At 46.4% G+C, this 21,369-nt stretch carries 16 protein-coding genes and 1 tRNA gene; 8 read left to right on the top strand and 9 right to left on the bottom strand.

The genetic code is table 11. The features are described 5' to 3' along the window. Nucleotides 1-10 precede the first annotated feature (10 nt). Genes dnaE through tilS form a run of 3 tightly spaced genes read left to right on the top strand, consistent with a single transcriptional unit; the run spans nt 11 to nt 5,834 of the window. Entirely contained in the window at nt 11-3,475 is a 3,465-nt protein-coding gene (gene dnaE, locus HCJ96_RS06705; protein ID WP_169210257.1) for a DNA polymerase III subunit alpha, read from the top strand. A gap of 33 nt (nt 3,476-3,508) precedes the next feature. Next, nucleotides 3,509-4,465, top strand: coding sequence for an acetyl-CoA carboxylase carboxyl transferase subunit alpha (gene accA / locus HCJ96_RS06700; protein WP_169210256.1), 957 nt, complete (start codon nt 3,509-3,511; stop codon nt 4,463-4,465). 31 nt (nt 4,466-4,496) lie between these two features. After that, nucleotides 4,497-5,834, top strand: a complete 1,338-nt coding sequence (tilS, locus tag HCJ96_RS06695) for a tRNA lysidine(34) synthetase TilS (protein WP_169210255.1) — start codon at nt 4,497-4,499, stop codon at nt 5,832-5,834. Nucleotides 5,835-5,852: 18 nt separating this feature from the next. Here tilS and HCJ96_RS06690 read toward each other — a convergent pair whose 3' ends face one another. Then, on the bottom strand, nt 5,853-6,752 hold the full coding sequence (locus HCJ96_RS06690) for a GGDEF domain-containing protein (RefSeq protein WP_169210254.1): 900 nt from the start codon (nt 6,750-6,752) through the stop codon (nt 5,853-5,855). Between the two features lie 161 nt (nt 6,753-6,913). Between HCJ96_RS06690 and HCJ96_RS06685 the strand changes: the two genes are divergently transcribed. Beyond that, nucleotides 6,914-8,884 carry a monovalent cation:proton antiporter family protein gene (locus HCJ96_RS06685; protein WP_169210365.1) on the top strand — a complete coding sequence of 657 codons (1,971 nt, stop codon included), beginning with the start codon at nt 6,914-6,916 and terminating at the stop codon, nt 8,882-8,884. 69 nt (nt 8,885-8,953) lie between these two features. On the opposite strand, the gene HCJ96_RS06680 is transcribed toward HCJ96_RS06685, so the two are convergent. After that, nucleotides 8,954-9,184: a hypothetical protein gene (locus HCJ96_RS06680; protein WP_169210253.1), complete on the bottom strand. Its 231-nt coding sequence runs from the start codon at nt 9,182-9,184 to the stop codon at nt 8,954-8,956. 209 nt (nt 9,185-9,393) lie between these two features. On the opposite strand from HCJ96_RS06680, the gene tadA reads away from it, so the two are divergent. Then, nucleotides 9,394-9,906 (top strand): tRNA adenosine(34) deaminase TadA, encoded by a 513-nt coding sequence (gene tadA, locus HCJ96_RS06675; RefSeq protein WP_169210252.1) that lies wholly within the window; start codon nt 9,394-9,396, stop codon nt 9,904-9,906. 214 nt (nt 9,907-10,120) lie between these two features. On the opposite strand, the gene mltF is transcribed toward tadA, so the two are convergent. Continuing rightward, nucleotides 10,121-11,536: a membrane-bound lytic murein transglycosylase MltF gene (mltF, locus tag HCJ96_RS06670; protein ID WP_169210251.1), complete on the bottom strand. Its 1,416-nt coding sequence runs from the start codon at nt 11,534-11,536 to the stop codon at nt 10,121-10,123. Between the two features lie 170 nt (nt 11,537-11,706). Between mltF and purL the strand changes: the two genes are divergently transcribed. After that, the gene (gene purL, locus HCJ96_RS06665; RefSeq protein WP_169210250.1) at nt 11,707-15,606 is read left to right on the top strand and encodes a phosphoribosylformylglycinamidine synthase; all 3,900 of its coding nucleotides are present in this window, start codon (nt 11,707-11,709) and stop codon (nt 15,604-15,606) included. Between the two features lie 295 nt (nt 15,607-15,901). Here purL and smrA read toward each other — a convergent pair whose 3' ends face one another. Both smrA and HCJ96_RS06655 read right to left on the bottom strand, forming a co-directional pair. Next, nucleotides 15,902-16,486, bottom strand: coding sequence for a DNA endonuclease SmrA (smrA, locus tag HCJ96_RS06660; RefSeq protein ID WP_169210249.1), 585 nt, complete (start codon nt 16,484-16,486; stop codon nt 15,902-15,904). A 97-nt stretch (nt 16,487-16,583) separates the two neighbouring features. After that, nucleotides 16,584-16,659 (bottom strand) — tRNA-Arg (locus HCJ96_RS06655). A gap of 113 nt (nt 16,660-16,772) precedes the next feature. Between HCJ96_RS06655 and HCJ96_RS06650 the strand changes: the two genes are divergently transcribed. Continuing rightward, a complete protein-coding gene (locus HCJ96_RS06650) occupies nt 16,773-17,765 on the top strand; it encodes a 2-hydroxyacid dehydrogenase (RefSeq protein ID WP_169210248.1) in 993 nt (330 codons plus the stop codon). Between the two features lie 11 nt (nt 17,766-17,776). Here the strand turns inward: HCJ96_RS06650 and HCJ96_RS06645 are convergent, their stop codons facing one another. Continuing rightward, nucleotides 17,777-18,904: a flagellar assembly protein T N-terminal domain-containing protein gene (locus tag HCJ96_RS06645; RefSeq protein ID WP_169210247.1), complete on the bottom strand. Its 1,128-nt coding sequence runs from the start codon at nt 18,902-18,904 to the stop codon at nt 17,777-17,779. Between the two features lie 260 nt (nt 18,905-19,164). Between HCJ96_RS06645 and HCJ96_RS06640 the strand changes: the two genes are divergently transcribed. Then, the gene (locus tag HCJ96_RS06640) at nt 19,165-19,632 is read left to right on the top strand and encodes an LPP20 family lipoprotein (protein ID WP_169210246.1); all 468 of its coding nucleotides are present in this window, start codon (nt 19,165-19,167) and stop codon (nt 19,630-19,632) included. Nucleotides 19,633-19,645: 13 nt separating this feature from the next. On the opposite strand, the gene flgN is transcribed toward HCJ96_RS06640, so the two are convergent. From flgN to flgA, 3 genes are all read right to left on the bottom strand, one after another. After that, entirely contained in the window at nt 19,646-20,077 is a 432-nt protein-coding gene (flgN, locus tag HCJ96_RS06635; protein WP_169210245.1) for a flagellar protein FlgN, read from the bottom strand. Between the two features lie 9 nt (nt 20,078-20,086). Beyond that, nucleotides 20,087-20,422 carry a flagellar biosynthesis anti-sigma factor FlgM gene (gene flgM, locus HCJ96_RS06630; protein WP_169210244.1) on the bottom strand — a complete coding sequence of 112 codons (336 nt, stop codon included), beginning with the start codon at nt 20,420-20,422 and terminating at the stop codon, nt 20,087-20,089. A gap of 111 nt (nt 20,423-20,533) precedes the next feature. Beyond that, nucleotides 20,534-21,256, bottom strand: coding sequence for a flagellar basal body P-ring formation chaperone FlgA (gene flgA / locus HCJ96_RS06625; protein ID WP_169210243.1), 723 nt, complete (start codon nt 21,254-21,256; stop codon nt 20,534-20,536). Nucleotides 21,257-21,369: the final 113 nt, after the last annotated feature.

Here is a 21,369-nt window from a genome sequence, read left to right as displayed (position 1 = left end):
GAGTTAAGCTATGACATCTCCATTTATTCATCTGCGTGTTCACAGCGACTATTCCATGATGGATGGGCTGAACAAAGTTAAGCCCATTCTGGAAAAAGTGGCTGATATGAATATGCCTGCGGTGGCCATCACCGATCAAATGAATATGTGTGGGCTGGTGAAGTATTATTCAGAAGCACATAGTCGGGGCATCAAACCTATTATTGGCACCGACTTCTGGGTGGTTAACGAAGAGTTTGCCACCGAGCCGTTTCGCTTAACCTTACTGGCGATGAATAATGCAGGGTATAAAAATATTACGCTGCTTATATCAAAAGCTTACTCACGTGGGCACGTCTGTCATCGGCCTGCTATTGATCAGGCCTGGTTAGCTGAACATGCTGAGGGCGTAATTGTTTTATCCGGTGCATCGCAGGGTGACATTGGTGTGGCACTGACCAAAAACAACGCTAAGCTGCTGGCGCAATCAGTCAGCTTCTACCAGACTCATTTTCCGGATCGTTTTTATCTTGAGCTTATTCGCACCGGCAGAAGCGGTGAAGAAGACTATCTGCATCTGGCAGTAGAGTTTGCACAACAGCATGATTTGCCTGTCGTTGCCACCAATGAAGTTTGTTTCATTGAGCCAGAAGGATTCGACGCACACGAAATTCGCGTTTGTATTCACGATGGTTTTACGCTGGATGATAACCGCAGACCTAAGAAGTACAGTGAACAACAATACCTGCGTTCAGCAGAGGAAATGATTGCGCTATTCTCTGATATTCCCGAGGCCATTCAAAACACCGTTGAAATAGCCAAGCGCTGCAACGTTACCGTGCGTCTGGGAGAATATTTTTTGCCCCAGTTTCCCACCGGTGGCATGACCACAGAAGACTTTTTAGTCAAAAAGTCGGAGGAAGGTCTGGAAGCACGTCTTGCTTTTTTGTTTCCTGACGAAACAGAGCGAGCGGAAAAGCGTGGTGAATATGATGAACGTTTAAAGATCGAATTAGATGTAATCAATCAGATGGGCTTCCCCGGATACTTCCTGATCGTGATGGAGTTCATTCAGTGGAGCAAAGATAACGGCATACCCGTAGGGCCGGGCAGGGGATCAGGTGCGGGTTCGTTAGTCGCCTATGCCCTAAGCATTACCGATCTGGACCCGCTGGAGTTTGATTTACTGTTCGAACGATTCCTGAACCCTGAGCGGGTCTCTATGCCCGACTTCGATGTCGATTTCTGTATGGACCGACGTGATGAAGTGATTGACCACGTTGCAGACCTCTACGGCAGACAAGCGGTATCACAAATTATCACCTTCGGTACCATGGCGGCCAAGGCAGTAGTACGAGACGTAGGTCGCGTACTCGGCCATCCCTATGGTTTTGTCGACAGGATCTCCAAGCTAATCCCCTCAGATCCCGGTATGACTCTTAAAAAGGCGTTTGAGGTCGAGCCACGTTTACCTGAGCTGTACAATGACGATGAAGAAGTAAAAGATCTGATTGATATGGCGCGTATTCTTGAGGGAGTTACGAGAAACGCTGGTAAACATGCTGGGGGTGTGGTTATTGCCCCTACGACAATTACCGATTTTGCGCCACTCTATTGTGATGACGAAGGTAAAAATCCGGTTACCCAATTCGACAAAAACGACGTTGAAACGGCCGGTCTGGTTAAATTCGATTTTCTCGGCTTGCGTACGCTGACCATCATTCAATGGGCGATCGATATGATTGCCGATGGTAAGGGAACGGAAATCGACATCACCGCCATTCCACTGGAAGACAAGCGCAGCTTCAAAATGTTGCAAAATGCTGAGACGACGGCGGTATTCCAGCTTGAATCGCGGGGAATGAAAGAGCTTATAAAGCGGTTAAAGCCCGATTGTTTCGAAGATATCATCGCCCTGGTAGCCCTGTTCCGACCCGGACCACTGCAATCGGGTATGGTCGAAAACTTTATTGATCGTAAGCATGGTCGTGAAGAAATTTCTTATCCTGACGCTGATTATCAACATGAGTGCCTTAGAGAAATCTTAAACCCCACCTATGGCATTATTCTGTATCAGGAACAGGTAATGCAGATTGCTCAGGAAATGGCGGGTTATTCGTTAGGTGGTGCGGACTTGTTACGTCGTGCCATGGGTAAGAAAAAGCCTGAAGAAATGGCCAAGCAGCGGGCCGTATTCAAAGAGGGGTCAGCAGGAAACAATATTGACCCTGATCTGGCGATGAAAATCTTTGACCTGGTAGAAAAGTTTGCTGGGTACGGTTTTAACAAATCTCACTCAGCTGCCTACGCGTTAGTTTCTTATCAGACCTTGTGGCTGAAAGCCCATTATCCGGCTGAATTTATGGCAGCGGTAATGTCTGCAGACATGGACAATACAGATAAAATTGTTACGCTGGTGGATGAAGTCAATCGGATGGGGTTAAAAATATTACCCCCCGATCTAAACGCTGGGTTGTATAAGTTTACCGTTAACGAAGACGGTGACATTGTTTACGGGATCGGTGCCATCAAAGGGGTGGGTGAAGGACCCATTGAAGCCATTATCGAAGCACGCGAAACGCACGGTAAGTTTACTGATTTGTTTGATTTTTGTGCTAAAGTGGATATCAAACGGGTAAATAAACGCGTTCTTGAGAAATTAGTATTAGCGGGTGCACTTGATAATTTAGGTCCGCATCGTGCTGCCATCATGGCATCGTTACCAGAGGCTATTGCTGCTGCAGACCAGCATAATAAAGCTGAGTCTTACGGGCAATCTGACATGTTCGGTTTATTAACCACCGAGCCCGAACAAGTGGCCCAGGCTTTCGCTGATGTACCTCAATGGCCCGAGAAAGTCTGGTTGGAAGGTGAAAAGGATACGCTTGGACTATATTTAACCGGGCACCCGATTAATCAATATGCGGATGAAATTCGTCACTACGCAGATGGCAGGCTTATTGATGCCAAGCCCACCGGTAAAGAGCAGATGGCAAGTTTAGTCGGTTTGGTGCTCAGTGTCAGAGTGATGACGAACAAAAGAGGCCGGCGTTGGGCGATTGTTACGTTGGATGATAAAAGCGCCAGAATGGACGTACGATTTTTTCCTGATGTATATGAGCAATTTGAAAGTATACTGGAAACAGACAGAATTTTGCTGATAAAAGGACAGGTCAGCTTTGATGATTTCTCTGGCGGCAATACAATCACCGCCCGAGATGTAATGGATATAATTCAGGCTCGAGAGCAACATGCACGAGCATTATCGTTGAAAATTGATTTGCAGCACTGGCACAATGACCGCATTGTTACACTAGAGAAGGTATTGCAACCTTTCAAAGGCGGCAGTTGCCCGGTTCAATTCGATGTTATTCATACGGATGCTGAGGCGACGGTGGCGTGTGGTGCACAATGGTATGTGACACCTGAAGATCAATTGCTGCATGAACTTAAACAATGTTTAGGTGAAGAATCCGTAGCGCTTAAATATCATTGAGCCTGGTTTAAGGGTAGTAAAAAAGGGTACAGAATGAGTATACATTTTTTGGATTTTGAGCAGCCTATTGCTGAATTAGAAGCAAAAATTGAAGAGTTAAGGCTGGTCAATCAGGGCGGTGAATTCGATATCGGTATCGAAGAAGAAATAAACCGCTTGCGCGGTAAAAGTGCGGATTTGACCAGAAAGATTTTTTCCGATCTGGGGGCCTGGCAGATTTCCCAGGTTGCCCGTCATCCAATGCGCCCGTACACCCTCGATTATTTGAGCAAAGTCTTTGACAATTTTGACGAGCTAGCTGGTGATCGTGCCTACGCCGATGACAAAGCAATCGTCGGTGGCTTAGCCATGCTGGATGAACAACCCGTTATGGTGATTGGTCATCAGAAAGGGCGCGATACTACAGAGAAAATTAGACGTAACTTTGGTATGCCAAAGCCTGAAGGATACCGCAAAGCGTTACGACTGATGAAAATGGCTGAGCGCTTCAAACTACCTATCATAACCCTGATCGATACTCCCGGAGCTTACCCTGGCGTGGGTGCTGAAGAACGCGGACAAAGTGAAGCGATTGCCAGAAATCTGTTTGAAATGGCAGAATTGGAGGTACCTATCATCTGCACCGTTATCGGTGAAGGTGGCTCTGGCGGCGCACTGGCAATTGGTGTTGGCGATCGCGTAAATATGCTGCAGTATTCAACCTACTCGGTCATTTCACCGGAAGGTTGTGCGTCCATTTTGTGGAAAAGCGCTGAAAAAGCGCCGTTAGCCGCAGAAGCAATGGGCGTTAGTGCTCCTCAGATTAAAGAGTTAGGTTTAATCAATACAATAGTGGATGAACCCTTAGGTGGCGCCCATCGTGATCACGATAGTATGGCCGCTAATCTAAAAGCTACACTCAAGCAACAGCTAAGCCAGTTGATGAGTTTAGATACTTCGACTTTAATGGAAGAGCGTTACCAACGATTGATGTCATTCGGCTACTGTTAAAGTAGCCAGTAAGAAGCAGGCTGGGGCATAAATGGACACTATGCGCGCGACAGTGCTAAAGGAACTGCAGCAGGCGCTGATTACTATCAGTGTCGAGAATAAACCTGTTCAGTCTCTGGTGGTTGCCTTGAGTGGCGGAAAAGACTCTGTGGTAATGCTGGACATACTGGCCTGCCTTGCAAATGACAACACTGTTTTTGCTACTGAATTGCCTTCACTCTATGCTTATCATGTAAATCATGGGTTGAGTGCGGATGCTGACGATTGGGAGCAGCACTGTGCAAACCTATGTGCTCACCGCGATATTTCTTTCCAATCTATCAGCATTAGCATCGCACACAAGTCGCGGACCAGCCTTGAGGCGCAAGCCAGAGAGCTTCGTTATAGGCGATTACTGGAATTCACCAAACAAGTTGATGGCGCGCTCATCACCGCGCACCATCTTCATGATCAAGTCGAAACCGTGTTGTTACAGCTCAAACGTGGTGCCGGGCCTAAAGGCTTGGCGGGCATGCAGCCGTTAAGTTATCGCGAGCAAGTCCCAATTATTCGGCCGATGTTGAACGTTTCCCAGGACGCAGTGAATCGCTATGCATTAACCAAAAAGTTAAGTTGGGTGAAAGACGCCTCTAATCAGGACGAGCGTTTCGAACGTAATTTTCTTCGACAGACCATTATTCCTCAGTTGGAAACACGCTGGCCATCGCTCTCAAGCGCGATATCTCGCAGTGCCCGGTTTTGTTATGAACAAGCGTTGTTGTTAGAACAAGAAACCACAACAAAACTTGGTGCCGTGCAGGATGGGTCGAATAGGCTGACTATTGCTGCTCTACTGGAACATGGCGAACTATGGCAAAAACAAATATTGCGAGAATGGCTAAAACAGTTTTTCCCGTTATCGCCTTCTGCATCTGTACTAATGCAGATCCAACAAATGTTAACAGCACGAGAAGATAGTCAGCCATTAGTAGAAATTGGCGAATTTGCTATTCGCCGATTTAAGGGGCAGTTGTGGTGTACCCCGCAGTTTAAATATTTGCCGGAACAAATGCGTTTTTCTGAAAATGGAGTGACATTGCCATTGTGGGGAACAAAGTTGACGACGGGGTCTGAGCGGCCCTCGTCCACATTGCTCAAACGCATCAGATTAGTGACGGGAATGCCGGCGATTAAAATTAAACCAGTTAATAAAGCGCATCATAAGCTGTTTAAAGAATGGCTCAAAGAATGGGAAGTGCCACCTTGGGAGCGGTTGCATATCCCAATCATCTTTTTTGAGGAAATGCCCATTGCTGTTTGTCTACACGACAAAATCATGGCGCTGCAAACACCAGCTGACATACCCGCTATCGATTTTATATATAAGTGAGGGAAAGTGTTTGCCGTTTTAAGCGGCAAGATACGCATTTTTGCCAGACAACTTCACCCTGTACAATGCTTCATCAGCTCGCTTGAATACCGTGTCAGGATGTTCTTCAGGATGAAATATCGCACCGCCGATGCTGCAGGATATTTTCATTTTTTGCATAAAGTCACACTGATTAACCCGCTGATGTAAACGATTGGCGATAGCTAATAAATCGGCTGACGTCTCACAATCAAGTAAACAGCAAAACTCGTCGCCACCGAATCTGAACGCCTCGTCAGAATGCCTTAACGCCTGTTGAATATGCAGAGCGACTTCCTGTAATACCCGGTCACCTTCCTGATGGCCGAAGTTATCATTGACTGATTTAAAATTATCCAAATCAATAACGAGCAGCGCAAACTGGTCATTGTGTCGATTACAGCGACCGGCGAGCCGTTTGCAAGCCTCGTCGAAACCCGCTCTGTTACCCAGTCCGGTTAAGGCGTCTTTGGTCATTAACAACTTCATATTTTTAAAGGCCAGCGCATGCTGTAACGGTTGGGAAAAAATATTGTGCATGTGAGCCAGAGTTTGTCGTTCCTGACGGTCGAGCTCCTCAATGAAGCTGTACACGGCAAACAGATCCTGAGTGCTGGCAGTAGCCGTTCCAAAGGGGAGCGTCACAATAACAGGAGAACTGGTATTTTCTTTACCAAAACTTAACTTATCTTGAACTGATGTCAGGTCGATCTTTGCTAACGGTAGAGCCATACTTAACTGACGAAAGTAAACTGAGCATAAGCTATCCAGATCAATGGTGGTAAGTAACTGCTGCAAAAAAGAATTTAGCAGATGAACTGAATACATTGAGCTTGCTTGTGCTATTGAAACAAAATTGTCCTGACCTGTGCTATCGTAGATAGAGTTGGAATAATCCATGGTTAGGCTCCTGATATAACATCTAAAAAAATACTGAGGTTGACGTCTGCACAATAACGACAAGTTAAACGACATAATTTTGACTGTTTTTTAACCTCGGCAACGGCTTATTGCATAATGAGCAAAAACTATGCCTGCTAATTCAAATAGGGAGTGATGTGTTGGGCGGTATCTTCATGCAAATCGTAATTTTGATGATTCTTGCTGTACTGAGTGTGGCATTTTTCAGGCGAATTCATCTGCCACCCATCCTGGCCTACTTATTTGCTGGCCTTATTGCTGGACCTGAATTAATTTCTTTATTCCCGCATCCGGAAGACATGCATTTACTGGCTGAAATAGGCATTGTATTTTTGCTGTTTTCACTGGGATTAGAATTTTCCCTGCCCAAGCTTCTTGCCATGCGAAATTTGGTGTTCGGGGTGGGGCTCGTCCAAATGCTGATGACCATGCTGGTATTTAGTCTGGTACTTTTGTTCTTCGACTTCAGCATCCCTATCGCACTTATCATCGGCGGGATGTTTGCGCTAAGCTCAACGGCAATTGTCATCAAGCAGGTGACTGAATTAGGCATTTTAAATAATCGGCGAACACAGTTAGCAATCAGTATCCTGTTATTTCAGGATCTGGCGGTTGTGCCCTTTTTAATCGCAATTCCGATTATGGCGTCGAGCGAACATGTCAGTTTCGTATCGGTGTTGTTACAGGCGTTGCTGAAAGGAGTGTTTGTGGTGGCCTTGCTGCTTTCAATTGGCAAGTGGGTATTACCATGGATATTCCGTGAAGTGGCGCGTAGCAGAACCGATGAACTATTTGTACTGACGACTATTCTGATTGCTTTGTTGGCGGCGGGGTTAACCTACGCTTTCGGGTTATCAATGGCCTTAGGTGCTTTTTTAGCGGGCATGATGTTAGGTGAAAGCCAGTATAAATACCAATTAGAAGCGGATATACGTCCTTTTCGCGATATCTTAATGGGGTTGTTTTTCGTTACGGTAGGCATGCAGCTGGATTTATCGGCTCTGGCAACGCATGGTGTCTGGATAATACCAGGCGTATTAGCGTTGATGCTTGTCAAAGTTTTACTGGTGCGGCTCGCCACCCGATTGTTTCACTGCAATCCTATAGATAGCTGGGCTGCCGGCTTCAAGCTCTGTCAAATTGGTGAGTTCAGTTTCGTTATCGCTTCGTTGGCAGCGACTCAAGGTGTCATTTCTTCGCAGTTAGCCTCAATTTTAATCAGTATGGGGGTGGTTAGTATGGCTATCACGCCCTGGCTTATTTCACATAGTAAAAGTCTCGCTGAGAGACTGGTAGGTATTCCTGAATATATTGATTCGAATGATCAGGAAAAATTTTCCAGTGAAGGGCTGGCTAATCACGTGGTCATTGCGGGATTTGGCCGGGTAGGTCAATCTGTTGCACGTTTATTAAAGATGGAGGCAATTCCATTCGTGGCGGTGGATATTGACCCTGTGCGCGTACACGAAAGCCTCAATGCAGGAGAGCCCATAATGTTTGGTGATGCCTGTCAGAAAGACATTCTGACAGGCGCTGGACTGGCCCAGGCAAAGCTTATGCTAATTACCTTTGATTTTCCTGACAAAGCGGTGTTGTTAATTGATGCGGCGAAGAAGATCAATCCTGAAATTGAAGTGATGGTCAGGATAAAACGGGACTACCAGTTGGACTCGCTATATCAGGCCGGAGCGTCTCACGTAGTGCCTGAAATGCAGGAAGGCAGCCTGATGTTGATTTCGCAAGTATTGCATTATGCCGGTGTCCCTATGTCTCGTATACTTAAACGCGTGCGTGCGGAAAGAAAGGGGCGTTACGATCACCTGCATGGTTTTTACCCGGGTGAAACAACCGAAATTTCTTACGGCACTGAAGATAAACTGGAATTTATTCACGCTATTGTATTAAACAAACATGCATCCTGTTTAGGAAAATCGATTGAAGAGCTCAACCTTTCCCGACTACGCATCAATGTCAGGGGCTTGCGAAGGGCAGGGAAGGAAGCCACGAATCCTGATAAATCAGAAATACTGCAGCAGGGTGATGTGCTCATCATTGCGGGGAAACCTCGCAGAGTAGAGCGAGCAGAGCGATTTTTGTTGGAAGGCGGCTAGCGCTGAACAGGGGAAGTTTTTAATCTGGAGGCATCAGCCTCCAGATTGGCTAATCAATCAGGTGAAAGATTAGGCTACTTTTTCACTTTCAAGATCATCAAACTGTCGTTTCAAATCATAATTACTGTCAGTAACAATTTTCTCCAAAACAGCAACACGCTCCTTAAGCTGTGCTACTTCAGACTCTAATTGTGAGACATCCCGATTGGCCTTTTTTACATTCTTAGATTTCAACGAGTCTGTTATTGAAACGATTGCCCAGGCTATAATGGCTACAATGGCGATAGCAGTCATGTTCATCTTTTTGTCCTTACCAGTCAGATATAATTTGAGTTTAATGTGAATTGATTGAAATTTCTTCTTTTTCTGTTCAATTCAGTTTACTTTGTGAGAGCAATATGCTGGCCAATCATAAAAAGTTTATATAAATCAATTGAGTAGAGAAATGTGGTGATAAGGTATGATTTCTTCTTTCGTTATTTTCACCAACCAAGTGGTTAAAATCGCTAATGTATGACGAAGCTTATGAGCAAGACGAACAGTGGATGCACGTTGCCTTACAACTTGCAGACAAGGCTGAGAAAATGGGAGAAATTCCCGTGGGCGCAGTGGTGGTTGCAGATAATCATATTATTGGAGAGGGCTGGAACACCTCCATAATCTCACACGATCCATCCGCCCATGCCGAAATGAACGCATTGCGTCAGGCAGCCGCGCATAGGCAAAATTACAGAGTGGTGGATTCAACACTGTACGTGACATTGGAACCTTGCCCCATGTGTGCGGGGATGTTAGTGCATGCAAGAGTAAGTCGCGTGGTGTTTGGTGCACCCGATCCAAAAACCGGGGCTGCTGGCTCAGTCATTCAGCTTTTACAGCACCCGCAGTTGAATCATCAAATTGACATCAGCGCAGGGATATTGGCAGAGAAATGCAGTGAAAAGCTTTCTGCATTCTTTAAGAAGCGTCGCGCCGAAATTAAAGCGGCGAAGGCGATTAAGAAGCTTTCTCAACCAAGGTAAATAAATCGCTGGCGATAAATACCCGGCGCCGGTGCATGACTTTTTGGTGTTCCCGTTTTAGCATTCTTTTTCGACGATTGGAATTAGATAGGGTTCTACGCATGGTACTTTTTCATATCCTTTGCTAGTTCTAAATTTTATGTTTTTTTATAATTTTCAGGCGAACGGTTACGCTCTACTCTATTTACTTAAGATGACGTCTTTATGACAAAATTCAAGGTGACGGCATCAATTTCGTGTGATTTTTCAGCTTATCTTCGAGCCCTGCCGTGTGACGCTCTTCCAGCCACACCAGAGTGTCGAAATAACGCCGTATATTTTCAACGTACTGTTTAGCTTCATCCCCCCTTGCATAGCCGTATTTTGTGGTTCGGTAATATTTCTTTTGTCTAAGCAACGGTAAGCGTTGCTTCACTTCTACCCACAAATCAGGGCTGGCTCCCTGCCGCTCGGTTAATACTCGAGCATCCTCCAGATGACCCATTCCAATATTGTATGCGGCCAGCGCCATCCAAACCCTGTCAGGATGTGGGATGCGGTCAGGAATACGACTGACGAGACTGGAGAAATACTGTGCGCCACCACGAATACTCTGCTCGGCATCAATTCGTGACGTGACGTTCATATCCATCGCAGTATTCCGGGTAAGCATCATCAACCCTTTGACTCCAGTCACTGACACGGCATCGGGTTGCCAGTGACTTTCCTGATAACTCATCGCTGCCAGTAAGCGCCAGTCATTGTCTCCGGCATACTGCTTGAACCACTCCTTATAAAGCGGCAGCTCCGTTTTTGCAGCCTGAATAAACGACCGTGTATCGACGTAATTAAATTTTCTGATATGCCCAAAATACTTATCTTCCAGTACCCTAAAACGTCCATTCTGTTGAATAAGACCAAAGTACTCAATCAGTGCCGCACGCAAGGAGTCGTCCTGTGAAGGGTTAAGTAACCAGGCTACAGGCAGCAAAGGACGCACAGTGAAGCCGATACTCAGCTGTGGATAGCGTCGACGCTGAATAGCCAGTGCATTTGAATCTGCCAGGGTGTAGGGCAGCGCACCTTCCGCCACCATTTGAAGCAGTTCTTCAGCATCCTTATCCGGGGTTGATTGCCAGATTAAATCAGGCTTTTCCGTCGCTTCGTGCAACAGTGTTTGTGCATGACTACTGCCCTCAACAACCAGCAGGGTATCAGTAATATCAGCCAATGTTCGCGGGCGTTCTTCACCTTGCCTGAATACCAGTTTGTGACTGACCTGCTGATATGCTGGACCTAATTTGTACTGTGAGGACACCGCCGGGGTAATTGCATCGCCCGAGGCGCCTATATTCATATGGCCACTGCTTATTTGGGCAAGTAACGCAGGGTACGAATAAAAAGGATAAACCTGTAATTCAATGCCAAGATAGTCTGCAAAGCCTTTGGCTAATTCGTACTCGAACCCCAGCGGACCTTCAGGGCCAATATAATAGGTCGTGCGGCCATAAACTGTGGCCAGTTTAAGCACTTTTCCCGCAACCAATTCGTTGAGTGAATTAGGTATGTGCAACGGTTGACAGCTGGTTAGTATCAAGCCGGCCAACAAGGTGATCAGGTATTTCAATTTATAAAAACTACTGCTATTCATCGTAACTTATACGCCAAAATTAACTAACCAGACAAAAAAACGCTACACGAATGTTATTGCTGGTTAAAAATTCCGTCAAATTCCTCTATAATCCGCGCCGCAATCTTCTCAAACTTTTGAAATGGTTTTTCACTCAAAAACGATTTCCACACTACTTTAGGTAAAGCGATATGTTGGTCCTAAGAGGCGCGCCTGCACTGTCTGCATTCAGACAAACTAAACTGATTGAGTTGTTGGGTCAATCTGGTATTGCGGTAGAAAGTATTCACAACGAGTTCGTTCATCTGGTTACATCTACCTCTCCGTTAACCGAACAGCAAGCCAGCGTGCTGGACAAGTTGCTTACCTATGGGGCACATGAAGTAAAACATGAAAGCAATAAGGGTACCTTGTTTTTCGTTACGCCAAGGCCTGGAACCATATCGCCCTGGTCTTCAAAGGCAACAGACATTGCACACAATTGCGGCCTTAACTCAATTGAGCGAATTGAACGAGGCATCGCTTACTATGTGCAAACGAAAACAGCATTAACCGCTGAACAACACCAAACCGCTGCATCACTATTGCATGATCGCATGGTTGAAACGGTGTTCAACAGCCTGGAAAGTGCTGACGTGCTTTTTACCCACACCGAAGCCAAAACGTTTTCGGTCGTTGATATTTTAGGGCAGGGCAAATCTGCGCTGGTGCAGGCCAATATCAACCTGGGTCTGGCTCTGGCCGATGATGAAGTGGACTACCTCTACGATAATTTTGTTCGCCTGAACCGCAATCCAAACGACATTGAGCTTTACATGTTTGCCCAGGCTAACTCAGAGCACTGCCGCCATAAAATCTTTAATGCCAGCTGGACCATTGATGGCCAGGAGCAGGAAAAGTCACTGTTTAAGATGATCAAGAACACCTATGAAGTGTGTTCAGACTACGTCTACTCTGCGTACAAGGACAATGCTGCGGTAATGGAAGGCTGGAAAGCGGGGCGCTTTTTTCCTGATCCACAGAGTCATCAATACGAATATCATCATGAAAATATCGATATTCTGATGAAGGTTGAAACTCATAATCATCCTACCGCTATCTCTCCGTTTCCTGGGGCGGCAACCGGATCAGGTGGCGAGATCCGTGACGAGGGGGCAACAGGCCGGGGCTCGAAACCCAAAGCCGGTCTGGTGGGATTCAGTGTGTCGAATCTGAATTTGCCAAATGCACCACAACCGTGGGAACAGCAATATGGTAAACCTCAACGCATCGTCAGTGCGCTTGACATTATGACCCATGGCCCGCTGGGTGGGGCAGCATTTAATAATGAATTTGGACGCCCTAACCTGCTTGGCTATTTCAGAACCTACGAACAACAGGTAAATAGCTTTAACGGTGTAGAAGTGCGTGGTTATCACAAACCCATCATGATTGCGGGTGGCTTAGGTAATATTCGTCGTGAACACGTGGAAAAGGGCGAGATCACCGTGGGTGCCAAGCTCATTGTGCTTGGCGGACCAGCCATGAATATTGGTTTGGGTGGCGGAGCAGCTTCGTCGGTGGCATCCGGTCAATCCAGCGAAGATCTGGATTTTGCATCGGTGCAACGAGATAACCCGGAAATGGAGCGACGCTGTCAGGAAGTAATAGATGCGTGTTGGCAACTGGGAGATAACAACCCAATCCAGTTTATCCATGATGTGGGCGCGGGCGGACTATCCAATGCTTTACCTGAACTGGTCAATGATGGTGGCCGCGGTGGTAAGTTTGAACTTCGCAAAGTGTTAAGCGACGAACAGGGTATGACCCCTCTCGAACTATGGTGCAACGAGTCGCAGGAAAGGTATGTGTTATCCGTGGCGCCTGCCAATCTGGACAGGTTTGTAGCAATCTGTGAGCGTGAACGTGCGCCTTTTGCGATTGTCGGTGAGGCAACTGAAGAAAGTCACCTGTTACTGAACGACAGTCATTTTGATAATCAACCTATCGATATGCCTCTGGATGTACTGTTAGGCAAGCCCCCTAAAATGCATCGGGATGTACAGTCAGCAGCAGTGACCAGTGAGGCCTTTGATCGTCGCGATGTCACAGTACAAAATGCGGTTGAACGAATTTTACGCCTGCCAACGGTGGCTGAAAAAACCTTCTTAATCACCATTGGTGATCGCTCAGTAACCGGCATGGTCTCGCGCGACCAAATGGTCGGGCCGTGGCAGGTTCCGGTTGCAGACGTAGCAGTAACCACATCAGCATTTGATACCTATCAGGGTGAAGCTATGGCGATGGGAGAGCGCACACCGATTGCACTTCTTTCTCACGCTGCGTCGGCCAGAATGGCGGTGGGTGAAGCGCTGACAAACATTGCGGCAGCAGATATTCAGGATATAAAGCGCATTAAACTCTCTGCAAACTGGATGACAGCAGCAGGCCACCCGGGTGAAGATGCTGGTTTGTACGAGGCCGTTAAAGCAGTGGGAGAAGAATTATGCCCGGCATTGGGGCTGACCATTCCAGTTGGTAAAGACTCCATGTCGATGAAAACCGCTTGGCAAGATGATAGCGGCAATGACAAAGCTGTGACAGCGCCGCTTTCGCTGGTAATCTCTGCTTTTGGTGCAGTGCAGGACGTGCGTAACACGCTGACCCCCCAATTAAAAACAGACATCGGTCAAAGCCGCTTAGTGCTACTTGATCTGGGTGCCGGTCAGAACCGCCTGGGTGCGAGCTGTTTAACTCAGGTTTATAGCCAGTTGGGTGACACACCTGCAGACGTAGACAACGCGGCAACATTACTTAACTTCTTTAATGCCATCCAGATACTGAATAGCAAAGGGCTTATTCATGCCTATCACGACCGCTCAGATGGCGGACTGTTCGTGACCCTGGCAGAAATGGCGTTCGCAGGTAAAACAGGCGTCAGTGTCGAACTCGACGGGCTTGATGCAGACGACATCGCAGTATTGTTTAATGAGGAACTGGGTGCGGTTATTCAAGTTAAAGAAGCGGATTGGGCGCGTGTTGAAGAAATCCTGACTGAGTTTGACCTGCATGAGTTAAGTCATTCAATCGGTCAGCTTAATAGCCAGGATACCGTTGAAATTACCAGAAACGGGGTTGCGGTGTTCACTGACAGCCGTGTTAATTTGAGAACGATTTGGGCAGAGACCACCCATACAATGCAACGTCTGCGTGATAACCCAGAATGCGCCGATGAAGAACATCAGGCTAAACAAGATATCACTGATCCGGGCCTGCACGCTTATCTGACCTACGACGTTAGTGAAGACGTAGCGGCACCTTATATTATTAAAGGCAAGAAACCTACGGTCGCTATTTTACGTGAACAGGGGGTTAATTCGCATGTGGAAATGGCCGCTGCATTTAGCCGTGCTGGCTTTAATGCGATAGATGTACATATGAGTGATGTGCTCAATGGCAGGGTTTCATTGGCCAATTTTAATGGCCTCGCAGCGTGTGGGGGGTTCTCTTATGGTGACGTACTCGGCGCTGGCGAAGGATGGGCAAAGTCAATTCTGTTCAACCAACGTGCCAGAGACGAGTTCAGTGCTTTCTTCGCACGTCAGGATACCTTTAGTTTAGGAGTGTGTAACGGTTGTCAGATGCTTTCGAACCTGAAATCACTGATTCCGGGTACCGAGCACTGGCCTCACTTTGTAACAAATCGCTCAGAGCGCTTTGAAGCGCGTGTGGCGATGGTAGAGGTACAGCCGTCGGCATCGGTGTTGTTTGCGGGCATGGAAGGCTCACGCATGCCTATTGCTGTGTCTCACGGGGAAGGTCTGGCACAATTTAAGTCGGATTCAGCGTTAAAAGCGGTGAATAGCAGCCAGCAAGTCTCCTTGCGCTACGTTGATAATAATGGTCAAGTCGCGTCACATTATCCTGCGAATCCCAATGGGTCGCCTGAAGGCATTACCGGGCTGACCTCTGACGATGGGCGTTGCACGATTATGATGCCTCACCCTGAGCGGGTATTTAGAACTGTAGCCAACTCCTGGCATCCTGAAGATTGGCAGGAAGACAGCGCCTGGATGCGATTATTCAGAAACGCACGGGTATTTGTCGGCTAATTAGCAGAATTTGATGGCAAGATGTGCGCTTTTAGCGCATATCTTGTCAATGCTCTCTAATTAGTCTACAGTACATCTGGCTAAGGAATGCACAAATCAACAAGGGAAAGAAAGTGCGCAAATACTGGGCTTATTGTTCAGGTAGTGAATAAGTCTGGAAAAATAAAAAGAGACGGCTATGAATCGCTCATCACGAGGTTTTGGATTAACCGGAGTCGCAGTTGTTGTATTGCTAATGATAGTAATGGCAATCTTCAGCAGTTCAGCTAGCTCCGCAGAAATACAACAGACTAACTTAACGTCTACGGTTACGTTCCCGATTAATTAGTTTCTGGTCAGGATGCTTTTTTAATAAGGCATAAGTTGCACCTAAACCGCCATGCATTGGCTGCGCGGTATGAAAGGCTATTACTTCATCTAAATCACGTAACCATCTATTCAGATAGCTTTTTTTCAGCCCGGGAAAAGGTTTGCTTTGGGCGCCCTTACCGTGTTGTATGAGTATGGCCCTCACTCCTTTTTGATGGCATTTCATTATGGTTTCAAAAACAGCATCGCGACTTTGTTCCAGGGTCAGTCCCTTTAACGAAAGACGGTAGTCGATGGCATACTTACCCAGTCTTAAATTTTTAAACACCCCATCTTGAATGCCCGGTTGTTGAAACAAAATGAAGTCTTCAGGAGAAATTGGCTCCACCGCTTCTAACGTCAGCGGATTGACAACGGTTGACTTACGTTGTTGTTGATTGGCGAATTTGCCAGCTTTTTTCGCCAGACTATCTTGTGGAGAGTGGAGGTTAATTTTATCGTCAGCAGCTAATGGCTTAACGTCGGCAAATTCTTCGAAAAAAGAAAAGTCATCGTGCTCTGTGTCAGACATTTACCCCTCCTGAGAATGACAACCCAATAATCTCAACTAGTCTTACGTTCAATCTATGGGCACGGGTCAAAATTGCAAGCTGAATGAATGGGTGAGGTGGCGTCCCTACCGCGACTTGAACGCAGATCTAAAGCTTAGGAGGCTCTTGTTTTATCCAGTTAAACTATAGGGACATGGTTCGAAGGCATTTTCGTCGGTATTGCCTTATTGGTTAATCCTACATGTCATTTCGCCAGCAACATACTATTATTTCAAATATCTCCCGATTGCAACCTGAACTCTGCCAATGAAAGTTGCCGTTTTTAGTGCGAAACCTTATGACACTGTGTTGCTGGATAAGGCATCCGATTCTTTTAACGTACAGTTCTCTTTCTTTTCTGACGCGTTGAATCAGTCTACTGTTGCTTTGTGTGAAGGCTTTGATGGTGTATGCGTATTTGTTAATGACGAGGTGAATAGTGAAGTAATACAGCGATTAGTTAAGCATAAAATTACACATATCGCATTGCGTTGTGCCGGTTTCAACAATGTGGATATTAACGCGGCAAAACAAGCCGGGATCAGAGTTTCCAGGGTAGCCTCATACGCGCCAGAAGCAGTTGCGGAGCACGCCGTCGCGTTAATGTTAACGCTCAACCGAAAGGTGCATAAAGCCTATAATCGAGTCAGGGAAGGCAATTTTGAACTGGACGGGCTAATGGGGTTTAACCTCAAAGGCAAATGCATAGGCGTCATCGGTACGGGGCACATTGGTAAAGCTATCGCAAAAATTATGCGAGGTTTCGGCTGTCAGGTGGTGTGCTGCGACCCGGTTATATCTCCAGCGTTGGAGCGACTGGGGGCTATCTATGTCAGTTTGGAGGCCTTGTTAGCGCAAAGTGACATCATCTCGCTGCATTGTCCGCTGAGTGAAGACACCTATCACCTGGTGGATGAGACTGCTATTGCAAGAATGCGTGACGGGGTCATGCTGATCAATACGTCCCGGGGTGGTTTAATTGACACCCAGGCCGTCATAAGTGGGTTGAAAAAGGGGAAGATTGGCTATCTGGGCTTAGATGTTTATGAGATGGAATCAGCATTGTTTTTTGAAAACCGGTCATCAGAAATTATCAGTGACGATGTATTTGAGCGGCTGGCAACATTTCACAATGTGATTATTACCGGTCATCAAGGTTTTTTCACTGAGGAAGCCATGCATGAAATAGCAACGGCGGTAGTCAGTAATCTGGTCAACCACAATGCTGCGCTGGGCAAGTGTGACAACATTGTGGTTTGAATGAACGCTGTTTACCGCTTTGCCACAAAATCGTTCGGTTGAATGTTGGCCAGGATGAAATCGCCTACCGCTTCAACGGTTGCGGTATCCGCAAAGGCGGCGACCACTTTAACCTTTCCTGGATACAAACGATATTGGAGGAAACCCTGACCAAACGCATCCTCAACCATGTTGGTTTGGTATAGCGACAATTCGTCCCCCACCTTAATGCCATGCTCCCGTCCAATCGACACCTGGATTTGGTCGTTATATATTTTCAATACCCGGCCAGTTGCAGGATGACAGATAAGTGTTTCTGCAACGTCTTCTACCAGTTCTGATAATGTCGAAGAAATAGCATTCCCGTACGCTGACTGCCAGAACGTATGACTACTGGTATCAACTTGTGCAAAGCGGTCGTACTGCCAATGCGAGGTAGTTGAGTAGTGCTTGCGCAGTAGCGTGGCGCCATTCATACCATCAATTAATTGTACATCCAAGCCAAAATGGCGGCTCGCCTCCTCGTCCTGCCAGAATGCATAAGCGGTAGGTTGGGTACGCGCGACACTGACATCGGTTATGGTACCGGCAAGAATGAACTGGGCTTTGCTCTGCCTGGCAAGCGCGGGTGCTTGACGAACAACGTTGACGTCGTCCCAACGCGCGGTGTAGGGAGCGATATAATTAATCACTACAGTGTCAGTCGCCATGTCAAATTGTGACTGCAGTTTGCGGCTGGTCTCCGCACCGATTTTATGTAATTGCCCATCCTGGGCATGCAAGGGGTTTTGTAGTGGCAAAAAGCTGGTAGCTATTGTTTTCAGGTAGGCAGCAGGCTCACACTGCGCTTTTTGAGGTAGTACATCGGCTCTGATGGTTACTGTTACGTAGTCATCGTGCCAGGCCTCGCTGATTAACTCCACACTGTCAATTTCGCCGTTAGCAGCAATTTGAAAGGCTTCATTCTGTAACAACCCATTTGTTAATGTTTGCACGCTTCGAATCGAGGCTCCGGCAAATAACAGGGCCTGTTTAATGGCTTCGTTGGTAGCCTGTTCTTTTGCTCGCTCCCGATCGCCTGAAATGACCAGCGCTTGCCCCTGCGCCTCATACCAGACGGCATAAGTTTGCCCTTGAAAAAGGCAAAGGCAGGTTAGCAATAACCTCCCTTTGATAGAATTTAGCTTTAACAATAAACTTATTAACCAACTGCAATTCATGCTCTCAACCTGCTTCACCATGTGTCAGAATATCGACTCGCAGCTAATAAAGCATAATGTATTCCCATTTTGAGCGGCATGCAGATTTAATAGGATTTTTAGTCAAATTAGATTGCGAGCCACTCAGGCACGTTATTTGCCTTTTGATAACCATATAGCAAGTGTCATATCTTTGTCACCGTGAAGGGGTAGGTTGCACGATGTCAGTAAATAAAAACGTTTTCATAGCAGTTTCAGTTGTGTTTTCACTAAGTGCCTGCACCAGTATGTATGACAAACACGTTGAATGGGAGGTCGTTCAGCCCAAAGAGTACCCGGTTCTGACCGCGGTGGGTTACGCCCCTGTTGATGCTCAGCAAGGTTCAACATCAAGTATAAAAGAAATTATGGCTATGAAAGCCTCAAAGCTGGATGCCTATCGTGAACTCGCTGAACAAGTTTACGGGCAGCGAATCGAGGGCAATCAATCTATTGCGAATATGGTGATGGGGGATACGCAAATGCAGGCCTCGGTTGAAGGACTCATTCGTGGCGCACGGGTAGTAAAATCATATCCAGTAGGCGAGGATACCTATGCAACCGAACTGGAGCTGGATATGGAAACGGTTTATCAATTGTATTTATCAACCGCAAAACCGCGTCAGATTAAGGCAGTGAAGTACTACTGACCCTACAAAAAAACTAGGCGCTGATACCCTTGCCAGAACTACCAGGCCGGGGTTTGCCGCTTTTATCATAGGTCAGCGATTCTTTGGCTCTTACTTCAAGCATTAAATTACGTAGATGAGTGAGACGAAGCTGTCCTTGTTCGACAGCTTTTTGATTTACCTGGGTACGATACTGGCATTGTTCCAACAGGGCTTTGGCGTCGGCAATCAGGTGTTCGATTTCGCTTGGAACCGAACCTGTAGCTGTTAAGTCGGTGTATTGTTGGTTTACCGTATCGTCCAGTTTTTGAATACTTTCGAGGGTCTGCTCTTTTTCCTTAAGCAAATTCATTAAGGCTTCAGCGTCCCGGGAACTAATTAAATGCAATTCCTGTTCAAGTAACACGGCAAGTTGATGTAAATTTTCAACCTGTTGTGTCAGCGAAGATTGCAGTGCTTGTCCCATTTACTGTCCTTAAGATTTAGACCCGAATACCTCAGCTTCCAGTCTGGCAATTTTGCTCGCCAAGGCTTGAGGGTTAATGCTGTATTCACCGCTTTGAACGGCTTTTTTCAGCTTGTCCACACGCTCTTGGTTTACTGGCGCCTCGTTACTTTTCTTTTGCACTTGATTTAACTGCTGTGCAGATTGCGTCAATGACACAGAGTCCTGACGGGGGGCAGTCGCCGCTGTCCCTTTCGCTGCCTGCTGTTGAGCTGCAGCCTGATTAGCATTCTGCTGATTACTCAGTTTCGTGTTATCTAATGGCGTTTTTTGCACACCATTATTATTTACATTATTGATTGCCATAATTAAAAATCCACTACCGTTAACACCTCAATCAGGTTATCGGCAACAGTCTTCGACACTTTAGTATAAATTTTGAATTTGTGTAATGAAAATTTATACGCAGTAATTTCACTAAAGACTGACAACAACCTCGTTCGTATTCGCTACCTGTGCAACCACCGATTTTTGCGAGCTTGCATTGGTGACGCGAATATTTTCCCCAACTACACCATCCTGCTGGGCGATCCCGGCTGTTTTAATTAACATGCCAGAGGTGCGGGCGCTGATTGTAATACGATCTCCCTTACAAACAAAGCATAACATATTTGCTTGAATGGGCTGCCCCTGACGCACACGATGTTTCATCCTTGCCCCAACTAATTGTGATAAGTCGGAATAAGCGGTATGTCTTATCCACTTGATATCAATATCGGCAAGCATAAGGTTTTCTTGAGACAATACTGTGCCCGGACTCACCATGCCAGCTGTCACTACCACTGTGCGCGTGCGGGTTATGCGGCCGTTGGTAAACACATACCACTGATTATTGTTACAACTGACCCTGACAGAAATATAAGCCTGCGAAAGCGATTCCGAATCAGCATGATACTGAAAACCGGTTGGACACGCTGGAATGCTGATGCGGTCATCAATTGAGGCAACTTCTACCACCACATTATCTTCGCCATGATTATCACCGATGGCTGCGAGCAGATAGTCACGGGCTCCCTGCTCAATTTGCTTGTGTAAGCTTTCTTCCTCATTGGCACTAGTGCTAAAAGCCATCGCCATCAACGTTAACGCTGATAGCAAGAATGGCCAGGTTCGAGAATTTTTCTTAAATAGTAAAAACATATACTTTTTGCACTTTTTCGTGTTCAGTTGGTGACATTTTGTCTATGATTAAGGTTCACTACATGGCAGAAGACCGCTAAGTGCAACGTCACTTATTTGACGATTTTACTGCT

This window comes from Alteromonas ponticola (assembly GCF_012911815.1).
Lineage (GTDB): Bacteria > Pseudomonadota > Gammaproteobacteria > Enterobacterales > Alteromonadaceae > Alteromonas > Alteromonas ponticola.
The sequence above is the reverse complement of the archived record's forward strand: the minus strand, read 5'-3'. Positions and strand labels throughout refer to the sequence as shown.